This is a genomic window from Myceligenerans cantabricum, assembly GCF_054777735.1.
In genome coordinates this window covers 883,638-900,254 of the sequence record NZ_BAAHAJ010000009.1, presented here as the reverse complement: position 1 = coordinate 900,254, position 16,617 = coordinate 883,638, and the positions used below count along the sequence as shown (strand labels likewise).

The 16,617-nt window shown below is 71.5% G+C and carries 10 protein-coding genes; 7 read left to right on the top strand and 3 right to left on the bottom strand.

The window, feature by feature from the left end; genetic code table 11:
• Positions 1–18: 18 nt before the first annotated feature.
• Entirely contained in the window at positions 19–1,080 is a 1,062-nt protein-coding gene (locus tag ACYU96_RS13200; RefSeq protein ID WP_460754031.1) for a LacI family DNA-binding transcriptional regulator, read from the bottom strand.
• Between the two features lie 171 nt (positions 1,081–1,251).
• Between ACYU96_RS13200 and ACYU96_RS13195 the strand changes: the two genes are divergently transcribed.
• The 7 genes from ACYU96_RS13195 (at position 1,252) to ACYU96_RS13165 (ending at position 13,383) form a co-directional block, all read left to right on the top strand.
• On the top strand, positions 1,252–2,493 hold the full coding sequence (locus tag ACYU96_RS13195) for an amino acid ABC transporter substrate-binding protein (protein ID WP_460754028.1): 1,242 nt from the start codon (positions 1,252–1,254) through the stop codon (positions 2,491–2,493).
• 4 nt (positions 2,494–2,497) lie between these two features.
• On the top strand, positions 2,498–3,382 hold the full coding sequence (locus ACYU96_RS13190) for a branched-chain amino acid ABC transporter permease (RefSeq protein ID WP_460754025.1): 885 nt from the start codon (positions 2,498–2,500) through the stop codon (positions 3,380–3,382).
• Positions 3,366–4,559 (top strand): branched-chain amino acid ABC transporter permease, encoded by a 1,194-nt coding sequence (locus tag ACYU96_RS13185; protein ID WP_460754023.1) that lies wholly within the window; start codon positions 3,366–3,368, stop codon positions 4,557–4,559. The genes ACYU96_RS13190 and ACYU96_RS13185 overlap by 17 nt, the downstream gene beginning before the upstream one ends.
• The gene (locus ACYU96_RS13180) at positions 4,556–5,311 is read left to right on the top strand and encodes an ABC transporter ATP-binding protein (RefSeq protein WP_460754020.1); all 756 of its coding nucleotides are present in this window, start codon (positions 4,556–4,558) and stop codon (positions 5,309–5,311) included. Before ACYU96_RS13185 ends, ACYU96_RS13180 begins: the two co-directional genes overlap by 4 nt.
• Entirely contained in the window at positions 5,304–6,080 is a 777-nt protein-coding gene (locus ACYU96_RS13175) for an ABC transporter ATP-binding protein (RefSeq protein WP_460754018.1), read from the top strand. Before ACYU96_RS13180 ends, ACYU96_RS13175 begins: the two co-directional genes overlap by 8 nt.
• A 64-nt stretch (positions 6,081–6,144) precedes the next feature.
• Positions 6,145–10,083, top strand: a complete 3,939-nt coding sequence (locus tag ACYU96_RS13170; RefSeq protein WP_460754016.1) for a PQQ-dependent sugar dehydrogenase — start codon at positions 6,145–6,147, stop codon at positions 10,081–10,083.
• Positions 10,084–10,371: 288 nt separating this feature from the next.
• Positions 10,372–13,383, top strand: a complete 3,012-nt coding sequence (locus tag ACYU96_RS13165) for a glycosyl hydrolase (RefSeq protein ID WP_460754014.1) — start codon at positions 10,372–10,374, stop codon at positions 13,381–13,383.
• A 213-nt stretch (positions 13,384–13,596) separates the two neighbouring features.
• Here the strand turns inward: ACYU96_RS13165 and ACYU96_RS13160 are convergent, their stop codons facing one another.
• Together ACYU96_RS13160 and ACYU96_RS13155 are read right to left on the bottom strand one after the other, a co-directional pair.
• Positions 13,597–15,189, bottom strand: coding sequence for an FAD-binding protein (locus ACYU96_RS13160; protein WP_460754011.1), 1,593 nt, complete (start codon positions 15,187–15,189; stop codon positions 13,597–13,599).
• 94 nt (positions 15,190–15,283) lie between these two features.
• The gene (locus tag ACYU96_RS13155; RefSeq protein WP_460754008.1) at positions 15,284–16,612 is read right to left on the bottom strand and encodes a phosphoheptose isomerase family protein; all 1,329 of its coding nucleotides are present in this window, start codon (positions 16,610–16,612) and stop codon (positions 15,284–15,286) included.
• Positions 16,613–16,617: the final 5 nt, after the last annotated feature.

Sequence of the window (16,617 nt, the reverse complement as noted above, 5' to 3'; positions counted from 1 at the left end):
CCCGCCGCCGCAGGGCGGTCACGCCCGGGGACGGGCGGTGGAGTCCCGGGCGACCAGCCGATGGCCGGTCGCCCGGCGGCGCGGGCGCGCCGCGGGGGCGCGGAGCGCGAGCTCGAAGGCGGCCGCCCCCATCTCGCTCATCGGCAGGTGCGCCGTGGTGAGCGAGGGGGCGAGGTCCTGCGCGACCTGGATGTCGTCGAACCCGGTGACCGAGACCTCCTCGGGCACCGCGATGCCGCGCTCGCGCAGGACCGACAGCACGCCCGTCGCCATGGCGTCGTTGAGCGCGAGGATCGCGGTGGGCCGCGGGTGTCCGTCGAGGATCCGCCGCGTGGCCTCGCGGCCGCCGTCCCGGGTGAACGCCGTGTGCACCACCGGCACCTGCCGGAACGCGAGCCCGTGCGCGGCGACGGCGTCGCGGATCCCGGCGAGACGGTCGGCGACGGTGTTGAGGTGGCCGGGGCCGGCGGCGATCGCCAGTCTGCGGTGCCCGAGCCCGAGGAGGTGGTGCGCCACGTCGGCGGCCGCCGCACGGTTGTCGGGCAGGACGGCGTCGCAGCGCACGTGGTGGCGCCCGATCACCACGGCGCGGCCGCCCGACTCCTGGAAGGCGTGGAGCTCCTGCGCGACCTCTGCCTCCATCGCGGGATCGACGTAGCCGGAGCCGGCGACCACGATGGCACCGACCCGGTGCGCCCGCATGAGACGGATCTGCGCGGCCGCCGCGGTCGCGTCGCGCTCGGTGTGGCTGAGCTGCACGCTCCAGCCGTGCTCGACGGCGACGCCGACGACGCCGCTGGCGATCTCGGAGAAGTACGGGTCGCCGATCTCGTACACCAGCAGGCCCGCGACCGACGTCCTCCCTCCCGCCAGGGTGCGGGCGTGCGGGTTGGCGACGTACCCGAGCAGGTCCGCGACCTCGCGCACGTGCGCGGCGACGGCGTCAGACACGCCAGGGCCCCCGGCCAGCGCCCGGGACGCGGTCGCGAGAGACACCCCGGCTCGGGCCGCGACGTCGACGAGCCGGGGCTGGGGCGGCCGGGCTCCGTCGTCGTGCCGGCGCCTCCGCGTGCCGCTCACCCGGCGCCGGCCGGGCGGCGCATGAACGGGGTAATAGCTTCGATGTGAGGCTTGCCACAGTTCATGCCCGTACCGTATCGTCGTGAAAGCGCTTACCGGAAGCGCTTTCCCTCCGTGGTCCGCGCTGGTGCGGCCCGGACCTCACTACGACGAAGTAGGGAGAGCTACTCCATGTACCCACTGATCACCTCGCACCGCCCCCGCCGCGGGGCGCTCGCCGTCGCCGGCCTGGCCGCGACGGCGCTCCTGCTGACCGCATGCTCCGGCGACGGCACCACCGGGTCTGGCGGCGAGGACGCCCCGATCGTCGTCGGCATCTCGCTCCCGCTCACCGGTGACTTCTCCGAGCCCGGCAAGGGCGTCCAGCGCGGCTACGAGGCCTGGGCGGAGTTCGTCAACGAGGACGGCGGCCTGCTCGGCCGCCAGGTCGAGCTGAAGATCCTCGACGACCAGTCCAGCGCGGACCGTGTCGTGCAGGACTACGAGGCGCTCATCGCGCAGGACGAGGTCGACCTCGTCTTCGGGCCGTTCTCCACGCGCCTCGTGGTGCCCAGCGCCCGGGTGGCCGAGGAGTACGGGATGCTCTTCGTCGAGCCGGCCGGTGCCGCGGACGAGGTGTTCGAGCAGGGCTTCGAGAACCTGTTCTACGCCGCTCCCGCCGTCGCGGGCGACCACTACGACTACCTCGCCGACCACATCCTCGCCCTGCCCGAGGGCGACCGACCGCAGACGGTCGCAGTCGCCGCGATGGACGACCCGTTCGCCCAGGGCACGGCCTACGGCCTGCGCGACAAGCTCGCCGGGGCCGGCCTCGACGTCGTCGTGGACGAGGTCTACCCGCCCAACACCACCGACTTCTCCTCGATCGCCGCGAAGATCGACGACTCCGGAGCCGACATGGTCGTCGGCGGGACGCAGTACCAGGACGCGGTGAACCTCATCGTCGCCCTGCAGCAGCTCGACTACCAGCCACAGCTCGCGGCCTTCTCGACGGCACCGACGAACCCCGAGTTCGCCGCCGCGATCGGCGACAAGACCGAGGGCATCCTCTCCCCGACGGGCTACACGGAGGCCGCGAGCTGGCCGTCGAACGCCGACTTCGTCGAGCGCTACACGGAGCTGCACGGCAACCCGCCCGGCGAGGACGAGGCCAACGCCTACACGACGGGCCAGGTCGTGGCCGCGGCCGTCGAGGCCGTGGGCTGCGCCGAGCAGGGCGAGTGCCAGCAGGAGCTGGTCGACTGGCTCGGGCAGAACGAGGTGGAGACCGTCGTAGGACCGCTGAGCTGGGACGACACCGGCAAGCCGCAGGGCGCCCACCTCATCCAGCAGTACGTGGACGGCGAGATCCAGATCGTGCTGCCGGACGACTCGTCGGAAGCCGGGTTCGTCCACCCGAAGCCGGAGTGGTGAGCACGTGACCGGGACGCTCCTCTTCCAGAGCCTCGTGCTCGGCGTGCTGCTGGGAGGGCTCTACGCCCTCCTGGCGGCCGGTCTCACCCTGTACTTCGGGGTCATGCGCGTCGTGATGATCGCGCACTCCGCGTTCCTCATCCTGGCCGCGTACCTCGCCTGGTACTTCAACGAGCGCACCGGGCTCGACCCGCTGCTGTCGCTGCTCGTGACGGTGCCGCTGTTCTTCCTCGTCGGAGTCGGGATGCAGCGGCTGCTCATCACGCGGCTGCGGCCGGCGACCGTCACGATGATGTCGGTGCTGCTCACGTTCGCCGTCGCCCTCTTCATCGAGGGCATGATCGGCTTCGTCTGGAGCGGGACCCAGCGCCGCATCCAGCTTTCCTACTCGGGTGCGAGCATCGAGCTGTTCGGTGCGCACGTCGCCGTCGTCAAGCTCGTCGCGTTCGGGCTCGCGGCCCTGTCGCTCGCGCTGCTCTACGTGCTCATGAAGCACAGCCGGTTCGGGCAGGCCCTGCGCGCGACGATCCAGCACCCCGAGGCCGCGCAGCTCGTCGGCATCCGGACCGACCGCGTCGCGGGCTACGGGTTCGGTCTCGGCCTCGCCACCGCGGCGATCGGCGGGACCGCCCTCTCCCTCGACGCGACGATCTATCCGTCGCTGCACTGGCACTGGATCGGGCCGCTCATGGCGATCATCGTGGTCGGCGGTCTGGGGTCGATCCCCGGCGCCGCCATCGCCGCCATGGTCCTGGGCATCGGCCAGAGCCTGCTCCAGGTGCCGCTCGGCACCACGTGGGCGCAGACCATCTTCTACGTCGCCCTCTTCGCGACGCTGATGCTGCGACCCCAGGGATTCTTCGGAGGTCGCCTTGCCCAACGCTTCTGAGACCCGGTCCGCCCAGGGCGTGCGCGGCGGTACGGCACCCGGACCGGCCGCCGTCGCCCCGCGACGGTGGGGCCGCCTCGCGGGCGTCGTCGCCCTCGTTCTCGGCGCCGCGCTGTTTCTCGCGTTCCCGTCGATGGCGCCCAACGCGTACATCCTGTCCGCCGGCATCGTCGTCGTCAGCTATGCGTGCACGGCCACCGCCTGGAACTTCATGGGTGGCTTCACCGGGTACGTCTCGCTCGGCCACGCGGCGTTCTTCGGGCTCGGCGCCTACGGCACCGGCCTGCTGATCCGCGACGCCGGCCTGCCCAGCTTCGCCGCCTGGCTCGTCGCGGGGGTGATCGTGCTGGTCGTGACGATCCCCGTCGGCATCGCCGCGCTGCGCGTACGCGGCGCGTCGTTCGTCATCGTGTCCATCGCGTTCGTGCTGATCCTCCTGCTCGTGTTCCAGGCCTGGGGCGCGTTCACCGGCGGGTCGGACGGGCTCGTCGTCCCCCGCCCGTTCCCCGACCTGCTGCGGCCGGAGCACCACGCGGTGTTCTTCTACCTCTTCGCGGCGCTGCTGGCCGTCATGCTCGTCGCGTGGTGGGTGATCGACCGCTCGCGGTTCGGCACCGGGCTCAAGGCGGTGCGCGAGGACGAGGACAAGGCTCAGGCGCTCGGCGTTCCCACCCGCAACTACAAGCTGGTCGCCTACGTCGTCTCGGCGACGTTCACGGGGCTGGCCGGAGGCCTGTACGCGCTCTGGTTCGGCGACCTGGACCCGATCTTCCAGTTCTCGATCATGCTGGGCGCGTACATGGTGCTCATGGCGCTGCTGGGTGGCGTGCGGCACCTGTTCGGCCCGCTCCTCGGAGCCGTCATCGTGGGCAGCGGGCTGGAGTACTTCAAGCTCGAGTTCGGCGACACCCAGCTCCACCTCGTCGCGACGGCGCTGCTGCTGGGCATCGTCGTGCTCTTCATGCCCGACGGGATCATCCCGGCGTTCCAGTCGCTGCTCCGGCGGTTCGGCCCGCAGGACTCCTCCATCCGTGAGATCACGGCAGCGGAGCTGCTGGAGCGCAACCGGGCGGCGTCGGACACCGGGCGTGCCGGTCCGGACGGGGCGGAGCCCGCGGCCCCCCGGCCGGGTCCGCCCCACGCCACCCCCACCACCCCCGAGGAGGAGGCCCGATGACGACCGCCGTACCACCCGCCACGCGCAACCTGGAGACCGTCGGGCTCACGAAGTCCTTCGGCGGCGTGCACGCCGTGCGCGACGCGACCGTGACGTTCCAGCCCGGCCGGATCAACGCGCTCATCGGCCCCAACGGGTCGGGCAAGACGACCTTCTTCAACTGCGTGACGGGCATGATCAAGCCCGACGCGGGCACGGTCACGTTCCGTGGCGAGGACATCACGCGCAGGGCCCCGCACAAGGTCGCCCGGGCCGGGATCGGCCGCAGCTTCCAGCTCTGCCGGATCCTGCCCCGGATGACGGTGCTGGAGAACATGCTCGTCGCGGTCCGCCGGACGAAGGTCGGCGACCTCCTCCGGGGCGCGCGCAACCCGCACGAGATCGACAAGGCCCGCGCGCTGCTCGTGCGGGTCGGCATCGACCACCTCGAGAACGTCGAGGCACGCAACCTGTCGTACGGCCAGCAGAAGCTCCTGGAGCTCGCGGGCGTCCTGATGGGCGACCCGGACACGATCATGCTCGACGAGCCCGCCGGCGGTGTGAACCCGGCGCTGATCGGGCGGATCGGGACGCTCGTGCGGGAGCTGAACGACGAGGGCCGCACCTTTCTCGTCGTGGAGCACAACATGGAGCTGGTCATGAGCCTGTCGCACCACGTCGTCGTCTTCGACCGGGGACGGCCCATCGCCGAGGGAACCCCCGCCGTGGTGCAGTCCGACCCGCGAGTCCTGGAGGCCTATCTTGGTGTCTGAGCCGAACCCCGCCCCTCCGGCCGAGCACCTCCTCGAGCTGGACGACGTCCAGGCCGGCTACGGCCGGGCGGCGATGGTGCTGCGCGGGCTGACGATCAAGGTCCCCGCGGCGACCGTCGTCTGCCTCGTCGGCCCGAACGGCGCGGGGAAGTCCACCGTCCTGAAGGTCGCGAGCGGGCTGCTCAAGCCGCGCTCCGGCCGCGTCGTCGTCGGCGGCCGGGACGTCACCGGGCAAGGTCCGCAGGAGATGCTGGCCTCCGGGCTCGCGCACGTCCTGCAGGGGCACAGCGTGTTCCGTGAGATGACCGTCGCCGAGAACGTCCTGCTCGGCGCCTACACGCTGCGGGACCAGCAGCAGGTCGCCGACCGCGTGGCGTTCGTGCAGGAGCTCTTCCCGATCGTCGGCGAACGCTGGAAACAGCTCGCCGGCCTCCTGTCCGGCGGCCAGCAGAAGCAGGTCGAGTTCGCGCGCTCGCTGATGGTCAGCCCGCGGGTCGTGCTGCTCGACGAGCCGTCGATGGGCCTCGACCCGAAGACGACGGGGACGGTGTTCGAGCAGGTGGCCCGGATGCGGGACGCGGGTGTCGCCGTGCTCCTCGTCGAGCAGAACGCCCGGCGCGCGCTGGAGACGGCCGACATCGGCTGCGTCCTGGACCTCGGCCGGGTCCACATCACCGGCCCGGCACCCGAGCTCCTCGCCGACCCGCAGCTCTCCGAGCTCTACCTCGGCGGGCGGGCGTCCGGGACGACGCTCCCCGCCGGAGGCTGACCCGACCGCGTACGGCACGCGGAGGGCACGGACCTGATCGACAACGACGTTGAGAGGATCTCAGATGCACGAGCACACCACACCGCAGCGGACTCCCGGCCGTCGGCGGCCCACGCCCGCCCGGCTCTCCCCGCGTGCCGGACGGGTCGCGACGGCGGCCGTCGCGGCGACCGCTCTCGTCGGGACGCTCCTGGCCGGCGGGCCCGCCGGCGCGAACGAGTCCGCGGAGCAGGAGTTCACCGAGACGCTCGGCTTCGAGGGGTACGACCGGGCCGCCCTCGACGGCCAGGACGGGTGGACGGCGTCGTCGGCCGCGCGGGTCGTCGCCGACCCGCTGAACGCGAACAACCAGGTCCTCGAGATGGTCGGCGGCGGGCAACGGTCCCATCGCGCCGTCCCGGAGATCGCCGACGGGGACACCGGCACGCTGTTCTTCCGGTTCATGCGCACGGGGAGCGTCGACACGTCGTTCGGCCTCACGGACGTCGACGCACCGACCACCTACGGGAACAGCCGCGCGTACGTCAACAACCAGAACGACGACGTCATGCTCGTCCGGGACGGCGGGGCGTTCGAGCCCGCCGGGGCCTGGTCCCGCGACACGTGGCAGTGCGTGTGGATCGTCGCTGACAACGCTGTCGACGAGGTCGCTGTCTACAGCCAGGGCGGCCCCTACGAGGAGATCACGCGCCTGCCGGAGGGGTCGGAGCGGCAGTTCGGGTTCCGGCAGCAGGTCTCCGGCGCCCTCGACAGGTTCTTCTGGATCAACGGGGCGAGCAGCTCCGGCAGGCTGATGCTCGACGACGTCGCCGTCGACACGGCGGGCCAGAACCTCGCCCTCCCGACCGGCAACCCCGCCGACTGCGCCGCCGGGGGCACCGGGCCGGGCGCCCCGCTGGTCAACCCGCTCCCGGACCCCTCGCACTCCACGCTGGGCATCGAGGTCACCGAGCTCGCCCAGCTCCCGGCGTCGGCGCCGACGCCCGCTCCCCAGGACCCGAGGCTGGTGCGGCACAACCGCATCACCCATCTCGACGAGGTCCCGGACGGCTCGGGGCGCCTCATGGTGCCCGACAACAACGAGGTCCTCTACACGGTAGACCGGGACACCGGCGCGCACGTGCCCTACCTGAACGTGCGGGACGCCTTCGTCGACAACTTCCACAACAGCGCGGGCCTCGGCACCGGGCTCGGGGCGGCCGAGTTCCACCCGGACTTCGCGGACAACGGCAAGCTCTACACCGTGCACACCGAGGGCGGTACCGCACTGACCGAGGACACCCCGGACTTCCCGGAGTACGGCGGCACGGCGTTCCACAGCGTCGTCACCGAGTGGACCGCCACCGACCCGTCGGCCGAGGTCTTCGAGGGCACCAGCCGTGAGGTCATGCGCGTACCGTTCGGCGGGCGGGTGCACACCGTGCAGCAGGTCGCCTTCGACCCCACCGCCGCGGAGGGCGACCCCGACCACGGCATGCTGTACCTCCTCGTCGGCGACGGCGGCAACGGGGTCGGCAACGGTAACCCGCAGGACCTGACCACGCCGCAGGGGAAGATCTTCCGGATCGACCCGCTGGGCGACGACAGCGCCAACGGCCGCTACGGGATCCCGGCGGACAACCCGTTCCTGGACACCCCGGACGCACTGCCCGAGATCTACGCCGTGGGTATGCGCGACCCGCACCGCATCAGCTGGGACCCCGCGGGCGACCACACGATGTACCTGGGGCACATCGGCGAGTGGCAGGTCGAGTCGGTCTACGCCGTCGAACCGGGGGACAACTTCGGATGGTCCGAGCGCGAGGGCCCGTTCGTCGCGGAGAACCGGCAGATCTACCCCCTGCCCGCGGACGACGCCGCGAACGGCTTCACCTACCCCGTCGCGGCGTACGACCACAACCGTGACCCGGGGCAGACGGGCGACGCGGGCGTCGCGCTCAACGGTGGCTTCGTGTACCGCGGTGAGATCCCCGAGCTCCAGGGCCGGTACCTGTTCACCGACCTCGTGCGCGGCTGGGTGCTCGCCACCCGGGCGGACGAGATGGTGCGCGACGACGGCGCCCTCGAGGACCTCGCGCAGATCGAGCAGCTGCGGGTCTTCCACGAGGGGCAGGAGACGACGTTCCAGGAGCTGGTCGGCGACGAGCGCGTCGACCTGCGCTTCGGGTCCGACGCCTCCGGCGAGCTGTACCTGGTCTCCAAGGCCGACGGGAAGATCTGGAAGGTGACCGGGGCCCGCCGCGCCGCCGCGTCGTCGCCGGTCGCCCTTCCGGAGCTCGCCCCGCACCTCGTCGCGCACTACGACTTCGACCATCCGGCCGCCGGCGCGCCGACGTCGGAGGCCGACCAGGGATGGTCGGGCACGGACATCGGGCTCGTCAACGGCGGCGTCGAGATGCGGGTCGCGGACCCGGCCTACCCCGGCGCCGGCCGGGCCCTGCAGACCCAGCAGATGAGCCCGGGCACGGCGTCCGACGACGACTGGAAGGCGGGCGTCCACGACCCCGAGGGCGTCGACTCGCTCGGAGCCCTCGCCGGCACCGAGGAGGCCGCCGTCATGGGGTGGTTCAAACCGACCGGCGAGCACCCGGCCCTGAACTCCGGGACGGCGGACCCGGACGACCGCTACGGCGCGATCGGGCTCGCCGGGATCCTCACGGGGACGTCGGACGGCCACGCCGTCCGCGCACTGCTCGAGGTCATCACCGTCGACGGCGAGCTCCGGCTCGTCGCCCTCGGCCGCCGCGTCGACGGCGGGGGATCCTGGACGTTCGCGGCCGACCTGCCGTGGGACCAGATCCTCGAGCAGGGCCGGTGGGTGCACCTGGCGGCCACCTTCGACTTCCGGGCCGGAGAGATGCGGCTCTTCATGAACGGCGAGGAGCTGGACGGGGAGTACACGGCGGCGAACCCCTGGGGTTCCGGCGCCACCTCCCCGACCGACCCGGCGGGCCTCAAGATCGGCGGCAGCTTCCCGCAGAACACGCGGGAGGCGAACCCGTTCGACGGGCGGACGGACGACCTCATGTTCCTCGACGTCGTGCCGACGCCGGAGCAGATCGCCGCGCAGTACGCCCTCTTCGGGGCCGAACCGGTGGAGCCCCCGGCCCCGCCCTCGTGCACGCCCGAGGGCGACCGGACCACCGACGTCATGGCCGAGGAGCACTGGGCTCCGCGGACACCCGCCAGGTGGCGGTTCCCCGGTGACGAGATCGTCCTGGCGGAGGCGGGGACCGACCCCGGCGACGGCATCCGGCGGCCGTTCGAGTACGCAGTCCTCACCGAGGGACCCGAGCTCGGCTCGTTCGCGCTCGGTGCCGAGGTCCGGCTCGACGCCCCGGCGTCCGTGAACAACCGGGACGTGATCCTCGTGTTCGGCTGGCAGTCGGACACGGAGTACTACTACGCCCACCTCTCGCAGGACAACACGATCTACGCCCACAACGGCATCTTCAAGGTCGACGGGGCCGACCGGGAACGGATCGACGACCAGTGGGACGGGTCCGTGGGAGCGCCGCCCGCCGTCACGGACGAGGAGTGGCACGGCGTCCGGCTCGTCCGCTGCGCGGACGGCGGCGACGTCGCGGTGTACGTCGACGGGCTGGACACCCCGCTCCTGACGGCCCACGACACGACGTTCCCGGAGGGGCGGGTCGGTTTCGGCTCGTTCGACAACACCGGACGGCTTCGTGACCTGACGGTCACGGCGACGCCGACGGACGGCACCGACCCGACCGTGACCGTCAAGGACGGTGCGCAGTTCACGCGCGGCGCGGACGGGACCTACAGCAAGGTCTCGTTCAAGCTGTACGACGCCGGCAGGATCGACCGCCTCACGCTCAACGGGGTCGAGAAGGACCTCGTCGACAACGTGTGGTCCGACCTGAACTTCGTCCGACCCGGGGTGTTCGGGGCCCTCGAGGGGGACAACACCCTCGTCGTCCGCGACGTCGCCGGGAACACCACCACCGTCGAGTTCGTCCTGGAGTCGCCGGTGCCGTAGCTGCCGGTGCCGGTGCCGGTGCCGCGTTCGCCGGTGCCGCGGACGCGGTCGGCGAGCACGACCCGCGCGGTCCGGCACCGTCCCGGACCGTACGGGCCGTGGCGGTGCCCCCGCGGGCGGTGGTTGACGACCCGGTTGCCGGCCTGCCACAGTTTGAGAGCGCTCTCATGGGCTGCTGCCGGCAGCAGCCACGGTGAGACGCCGCAGTTCTTGATCGCCCTCGACGACGCGGGAACGACATGAGCGGAGCCCCCCGACGGTGGGGTGGCCCAGCCAGAGAGGACAACGATGTTCCATCGCTCTGCCAGGAACGACTCCACGGTGAACCGCCCCGGTTCGGCACGGCCGCCCGGCAGCGGCCGGCCCGGCGCCCGGACCTCGCCCCGGCGACGGCGCTCGCGGGTCGCCGTCCTGACCACGGCCGTGATCGCGTTCTCGACCATCACCGCCGCCTCGGCGGTGGCGGCCGACCCGACGCCCGTGGGAGCGGGGAGCTACACGACCGATCAGGTCGGCCCGGCGCCCGAGGGCTGCGCCCCCCTCTCGACCGACGCCCGTGCCTTCCTCACCGACTCGGCCCCGGACGGGGCGGTGCCGACGAACGACTGGTGGTCGTCCCTGAACTTCAAGAAGTTCGACTGCTCGATGAGCGAGCCGCTGCACGCGCACCCCGTGTCCTACAAGCCGACCCCGGAGGGCCTCGGGCTCTCCTACACCCAGGAGCCCACCCTCTACGGGACGCCCGGCGGGATCGGGGAGTTCCACTACCCGTACAGCGAGGACCTCGTGGTCGGGGTCGCGGGGCTGGACGCCTCCGTCGCCGAGGTCGCGGACTGGAGCGACTGGACCGTCACCCCGTCCTGGGACGACGGGACCCGGTCCATGACCGCGACGATCGGGCACGGGCTCCCGGTCTCCTGGTTCGAGATGGCGGGCGGCGACGCGGTCCTCAGCGGCGGGTCGGACCTGCGCGTGTGGCTCGACGACGGTGCCCGGGTCGGCTTCAGCACCGGCGGTGCCGACTACGTGGCGTTCGCCCCGAGCGGCTCGTCGTGGACGACGTCGGGCAGCGAGCTGCGCAGCGACCTCTCCGGGCAGGGCTACCTCTCGGTCGCCGCGCTGCCCACGGAGCCGGGGGCCGACGACGCGGCACGCACCGCCCAGGCCGACGCGTTCACCCCGTACGCCTACGTCGAGGTGACCGGGAGCCGCGCCGACTACGTGTACGACGAGGCGACCAGCGTCGTCCGCACGACCTACTCCCTGGAGACCGAGGCGCACGAGGGGGCGAACCAGGGCACGATCGTGTCGCTCTACCCGCACCAGGCCGCGTACCTGGAGGAGACCACCGGCGACGGGCCCGGGGGCGGTGCGGAGTCCGACCGGGAGTACGCGTCGGCGCGCGGCGCGATGAGCACGCTGGTCGGGGCGACGTCGTTCACGACCCACACGCCGTTCACCGGCGTGCTGCCGGAGGTCCCGTCGGTCGCGACGTCGGACGGCGACGCGAACGCCCGCCTGGACGCCCTGCTGGACGCCGAGGCCGGCGACCCGATGAGCATCGACGCCGACGACACGTACTGGACCGGCAAGGCGCTCGGTCGCGCGGTGCGGATCGCGGAGATCGCCGACCAGCTCGGCCGCACGGGCGTCCGTGACACTGCCCTCGGACAGATCGAGGACACGCTCACGGACTGGTTCACGGCGAGCCCGGGGGAGACGGAGCACCTGTTCGCCTACAACGAGGACTGGGGCACCCTGGTGGGTTTCCCCGCCGCCTACGGGTCGGACCGAGAGCTGAACGACCACCACTTCCACTACGGGTACTTCGTCCTCGCGGCCGCGACGCTGGCCCGGTTCGACCCGGAGTGGGCCACCGACGAGCAGTTCGGCGGCATGGTCGACGAGCTGATCGCCGACGCCAACAACGTCGACCGGGCTGACGAACGCTACCCGTACCTCCGGGACTTCGACATCTACGCCGGCCACGACTGGGCGGCCGGGCACGGCGCCTTCGTCAACGGCAACAACCAGGAGTCCAGCTCCGAAGGCCAGAACTTCGCGAACGGTCTGATCCAGTGGGGTGTCGCCACCGGCGACGACGCTGCGCGGGATGCCGGGATCTACCTCTACGCCACGCAGACGGCGGCGATCCAGCACTACTGGTTCGACGAGGCGGGCGCCATGCCCGAGGAGTTCGGCCACTCCACCGTCGGCATGATCTGGGGCAGCGGCGGAGCGTACGCGACCTGGTTCAGCGGTGAACCCGAGATGATCCAGGGCATCAACACGCTGCCGGTCACCGGGGGCCACCTCTACCTGGGACTTCGCCCCGACGACGTCGTCGCCAACTACGACGAGATGGTCGCGGCCAACGGCGGCGAACCGACCGTCTGGCAGGACATCCTGTGGTCGTACCTCGCGCTCGGGGACGGCGAGCGAGCGCTCGCGGCACTCGACGGCGACCCCGGGTACCCGGTCGAGGAGGGCGAGAGCCGTGCGCACACCTATCACTGGACGGCGAACCTCGCCGCACTGGGCACGGTGGACCCGGCGGTGACCGCGGACTCTCCCGTGGCGGCCGTGTTCACCAAGGACGGGGCGCGCACCTACGTGGCCTCGAACATCACGCAGTCGCCCCTCACGGTCGAGTTCTCGGACGGGACCTCGCTGGCCGTGCCGGCAGGGCGGACCGTCACCTCGGGTGCCCATTCCTGGAGCGGGGGAGGCGCTCCGGGCGACGGCGGGGACCCGACCGACCCGCCGGACCCCACCGATCCGCCGGACCCGACCGACCCGCCGGACCCGGTCGAGTCGACCCTCTACCTGACGACCGACGGCGCCCTGTCCCCGGAGCCCGGCTCCGACGCCACGGCCGTGCTGGGCGCGCGTTCGGGACCCGATGCGGTAGGCGACCCGGCCACCGGGCTCACCGCCACGCTGGACCACGTCACGGGCGAGCTCGGCGGCTCGCCCACGGCGTTCGACCTCGGCCTGGACGCCGGGCAGAGCGTCGGCAACGGCACGCGGCTGCGGGTCTCCTACGACCTGGACGGCGACGGCTCCTTCGACCGGGTGGAGTCGTACCAGTACTTCGCGACGGACCCGGTTCCCGGCTTCGAGCGCTACACCTCGCAGAACCGCGCGATGGAGAGCTCGGAGGGTGCCCTCGGAGACCTCACCGACGGCACGATCAAGGTCGAGGTCTGGAACGTGATCGGCAACGCCACCTCCCTCGTGGACCTCACCGACTCCGTGCTGGAGGTGCCGTTCGGGTCGCTGACGGTCGGCGGCCGGTAAGAGATCACGCGGGTAGACACGACCGCGAGGTAGGGGCGAGTGCTCAGGTAGGCGCCAGGGGGCGCTCCCCACGCCCCTACGTGGGCACTCGCCCCTACCTCGCCGTCGTCCCCTGCCCGCGATCGCCAGGGGTCCCGGGCCCGCAGGGCGCTCGGGCTCCCCTGGCCGAGGGGGAGGCCCGGCGCCGTGCGGGCCGACGGCGGTGTCGGTGCTTCACTCCACCGGGACCGACTGCGCGTGCCGGAAGACGTTCGCCCGGTCCCAGCGGCGCTTCACGGCCACGAGGTTCCGCGGGCTGTTGCGGAAGTTGTCCAGGAAGTAGAGCCACAGGGCGTCGTCGACGTCGCCCTCGGCGTGCGTGCCCAGGACGCTGTCGGGGTAGTTGTAGTACGCGCCCGCGACCGTTCCGCTCGGGTCCCGGGCCGGGTCGGGAGTCCCGCCGTACTCGGCGTAGACCTCCCGGTAGAACTCGTTGATCCAGCCCAGGTGGGCGCCGGCCTGGGCGGCGTAGGGGTCCCCGCCGCCCTGGCCGGGACGGGAGGCGTTGAGCCAGTAGGTCTGGTACTGCAGCTTCATGATCGCGTCGCGCTGAGGTACCGCGGTCGAGCCGGGAGCGACCCGGTTGACGGCGCCCCCGTAGCTGTCGACCTGCAGGAGGCTCTGGCTCATGTCCGACGCGGGGAGACCGTCCGGCGTCGTGTGCAGCCAGCGGTGGATCGCCGCGACCTGGTCCGGCGGGAAGGCCTTGTTCAGGTACGCGGACTTGTACTTGCCGAACTGGTTGGGGCCCGAACCGTTCAGGGTCTGCAGCGCCTCGAGGTAGGTGACGTGCTGCACGTGCTCGTTGCCGACAGGGGCCGTCGTCCACCCCGGATGGCCGCCGAGCGGGTTCCGCAGCGGCGCGTGGTCGACGATCGCCCCGAAGCGGGTGCGCGCCTCCGCGTACCGGCGCTCGACGTCCGCCCGGTGGTCGTGGCCGGTGGCCCCGGCGGGGGACACGGCCTGGACGGTCATCCCGAGCTGTCCGGCCGACACGTGCGTCAGCTTCAGCAGGCTGAAGTCGGTCTCGGGCATGTGGCTCACGAACTCCGCGTAGGAGGCGAGCAGGTCGGCGAACGACTCCGCGTCGACCGACGCCCAGTCCCAGGAGAGGGTGTAGATCGACGCGTGCTCCGGCGCCTCGGGCGGCTCGTCGAAGTAGTAGCGCAGGATGACGCCGAAGTTGCCGCAGCCGGCCCCGCGGAGGGCCCAGAAGAGGTCTCGCTCGTCCTCCGAGGGGCTCGTCGCCGACACGTGGTGCAGCTCCGCGCTGTTCGACGACGCGTTCCAGGTCACGATGTCGACCGCGCTGAGGTGGTCGACGACCAGGCCGTGCAGTCGCGACAAGAGCCCGTATCCACCGCCGGTGATGTGGCCGCCGGCACCGACCGAGTAGCAGGATCCCGCGGGAAGCGTCTTGTTGGCGCCGTTGAGCAGGGCTCGGTAGACGGACCAGTTCTCACAACCCGCCTCGACGACGAAGCTGCCCCGCTGTTCGTCCCAGCCGACACGGTTCATCGAGGACATGTCGACGACGGCCCGGGTCGCGCCGTGGTAGACGAAGTTCTCGTAGCAGTGGCGCCCGGACGCGACCTTGACGCCGTGCCCGTAGCGGGAGACGGCTTCTCCGATCTGTGTGACCGCCTCGGTGTCGTTCCGGGGGACATAGACCGCCTCGAGGTTCGGGGCGAACCAGCGCCGGTCGAATCCTTGGCGGTCGCTGAGTACGACGGGACGTGAACCCGTGGGCGCAGACGAGAGGGACATGTCTGGTCTCCATGGTCGGGGAGGCGGTCGGATGTGGTCGGGAACGTCGTCGGGAAGGGCCGGTGCGTGGTCCGGGAGCGGTGCCGCGAGGGCGTCAGTACCCGCGCTCCAGGAAGCTCGCCAGGGCCCGGTCGTCGTACTCGTTCGCCCCGACCTCCCAGTAGTTCTGCCAGAAGTGGGGCGTCTGGTTGCGCTCGACCATGTGGTAGGTCCATTGAGCGGTCAGCAGCCAGAGCACCAGGTTCCCGGAGAGCCCGCTGACCGGGCAGACCGGCCCGTCGAAGCCCGGGATGTCGAGGACGCCCGCACCGTCGCCGCTGTGCGTGCTGATGGCGACGTCCACGTGGTCGCGCAGGGAGCCGGCGCCCCCGTGCTCGTCGAAGGGGCCGAAGGCGACGACCATCGCGCCGATCTGCCGGGCGTACCGAGCGACCTGGATCTCGTCGCCGTCGTCGGGGCTGATCGCACCGATGAGCACGATGTCCTCGGGCCTGAGTTGTGTCTTGTAGAGGTCGTAGGGCTGCATGATCATGCTGCCGGAGGCCGTCTCGTAGGCTTCGTTGACGAACATGTTCTGGGTGCCCTCGTAGGGCTTTCCGGCCTGTGGGTGCCCGTACACCAGGAGGCGCGGGTGCTCTGCGGACTCGGCGAAGAGCAGGATGCGGTCGGTCCAGGCGCGCGCCACGCGGTCGATCAGCTCGAACTCGTGCTCGCGGACGCGCTCGAAGCTCTTCAGGGCGGTGTCCAGGTAGGCACGGGCCGCGCCAGCGCCGTCGTCGGCACCCTGGGTGCTGATCTGCTGGCACAAGGCTGCCGTGCAGGCCCAGTAGACGAGGAACTGCGAGAGGCCGCTGGAAGAGATGATCTTGAACTCGGGAATCGCGGGGGTCGAGATCACGCCGCAGCTCCAGGTGCAGCCGCTGTCGATGACGCGGTCGCAGATCTGCTCGATCGAGGTGGTCATCTTGACCGGCAGGAACGCTCCGACAGGAGTCTTGTAGAAGCGGGCATAGCTGCAGGTGAGGCCGACGGTGTACGTGCCGCGGGCGCGAGCTTCGTCCGGGCCGACGTCCGGGATGGTTCCCTTGTCGGGGTTGATCAGCGAGGCACCGTTCGTGAGCAGGAAGTCACCCGGTCTCATCTGGTCGTAGTCCGCCGAGATGTTCCGGTCGGCACGCTGCGGCAGCACCGAGGGCTGCCCGGGAATGCCAGGGCTCGCGGCGAACATGGCGAAGTGCCCCACCAGGACGTGCGAGAAGATCCGCCCGCCCGCCGACTGGCACTCGTAGGCGACCTTCATCGCCTCGCAGATCCCGGGGATCTGGGTATCTCGGATATGGCGGCCGATGCGCTCGATCTCGGCGGAGAAGAGCTCCGTGTAGGGCGTGCCGGCGAGGTGAGGGCCGACCGAGGAGTCGTTCACGAGTG

What these genes read in the sequence shown, in the direction of transcription:
- ACYU96_RS13195 (WP_460754028.1), top strand. Translation starts at nt 1,252, where the DNA reads ATGTACCCACTGATCACCTCGCACCGCCCCCGCCGCGGGGCGCTCGCC.
- ACYU96_RS13180 (WP_460754020.1), top strand. Translation starts at nt 4,556, where the DNA reads ATGACGACCGCCGTACCACCCGCCACGCGCAACCTGGAGACCGTCGGG.
- ACYU96_RS13170 (WP_460754016.1), top strand. Translation starts at nt 6,145, where the DNA reads ATGCACGAGCACACCACACCGCAGCGGACTCCCGGCCGTCGGCGGCCC.
- ACYU96_RS13165 (WP_460754014.1), top strand. Translation starts at nt 10,372, where the DNA reads ATGTTCCATCGCTCTGCCAGGAACGACTCCACGGTGAACCGCCCCGGT.
- ACYU96_RS13160 (WP_460754011.1), bottom strand. Translation starts at nt 15,189, where the DNA reads ATGTCCCTCTCGTCTGCGCCCACGGGTTCACGTCCCGTCGTACTCAGC.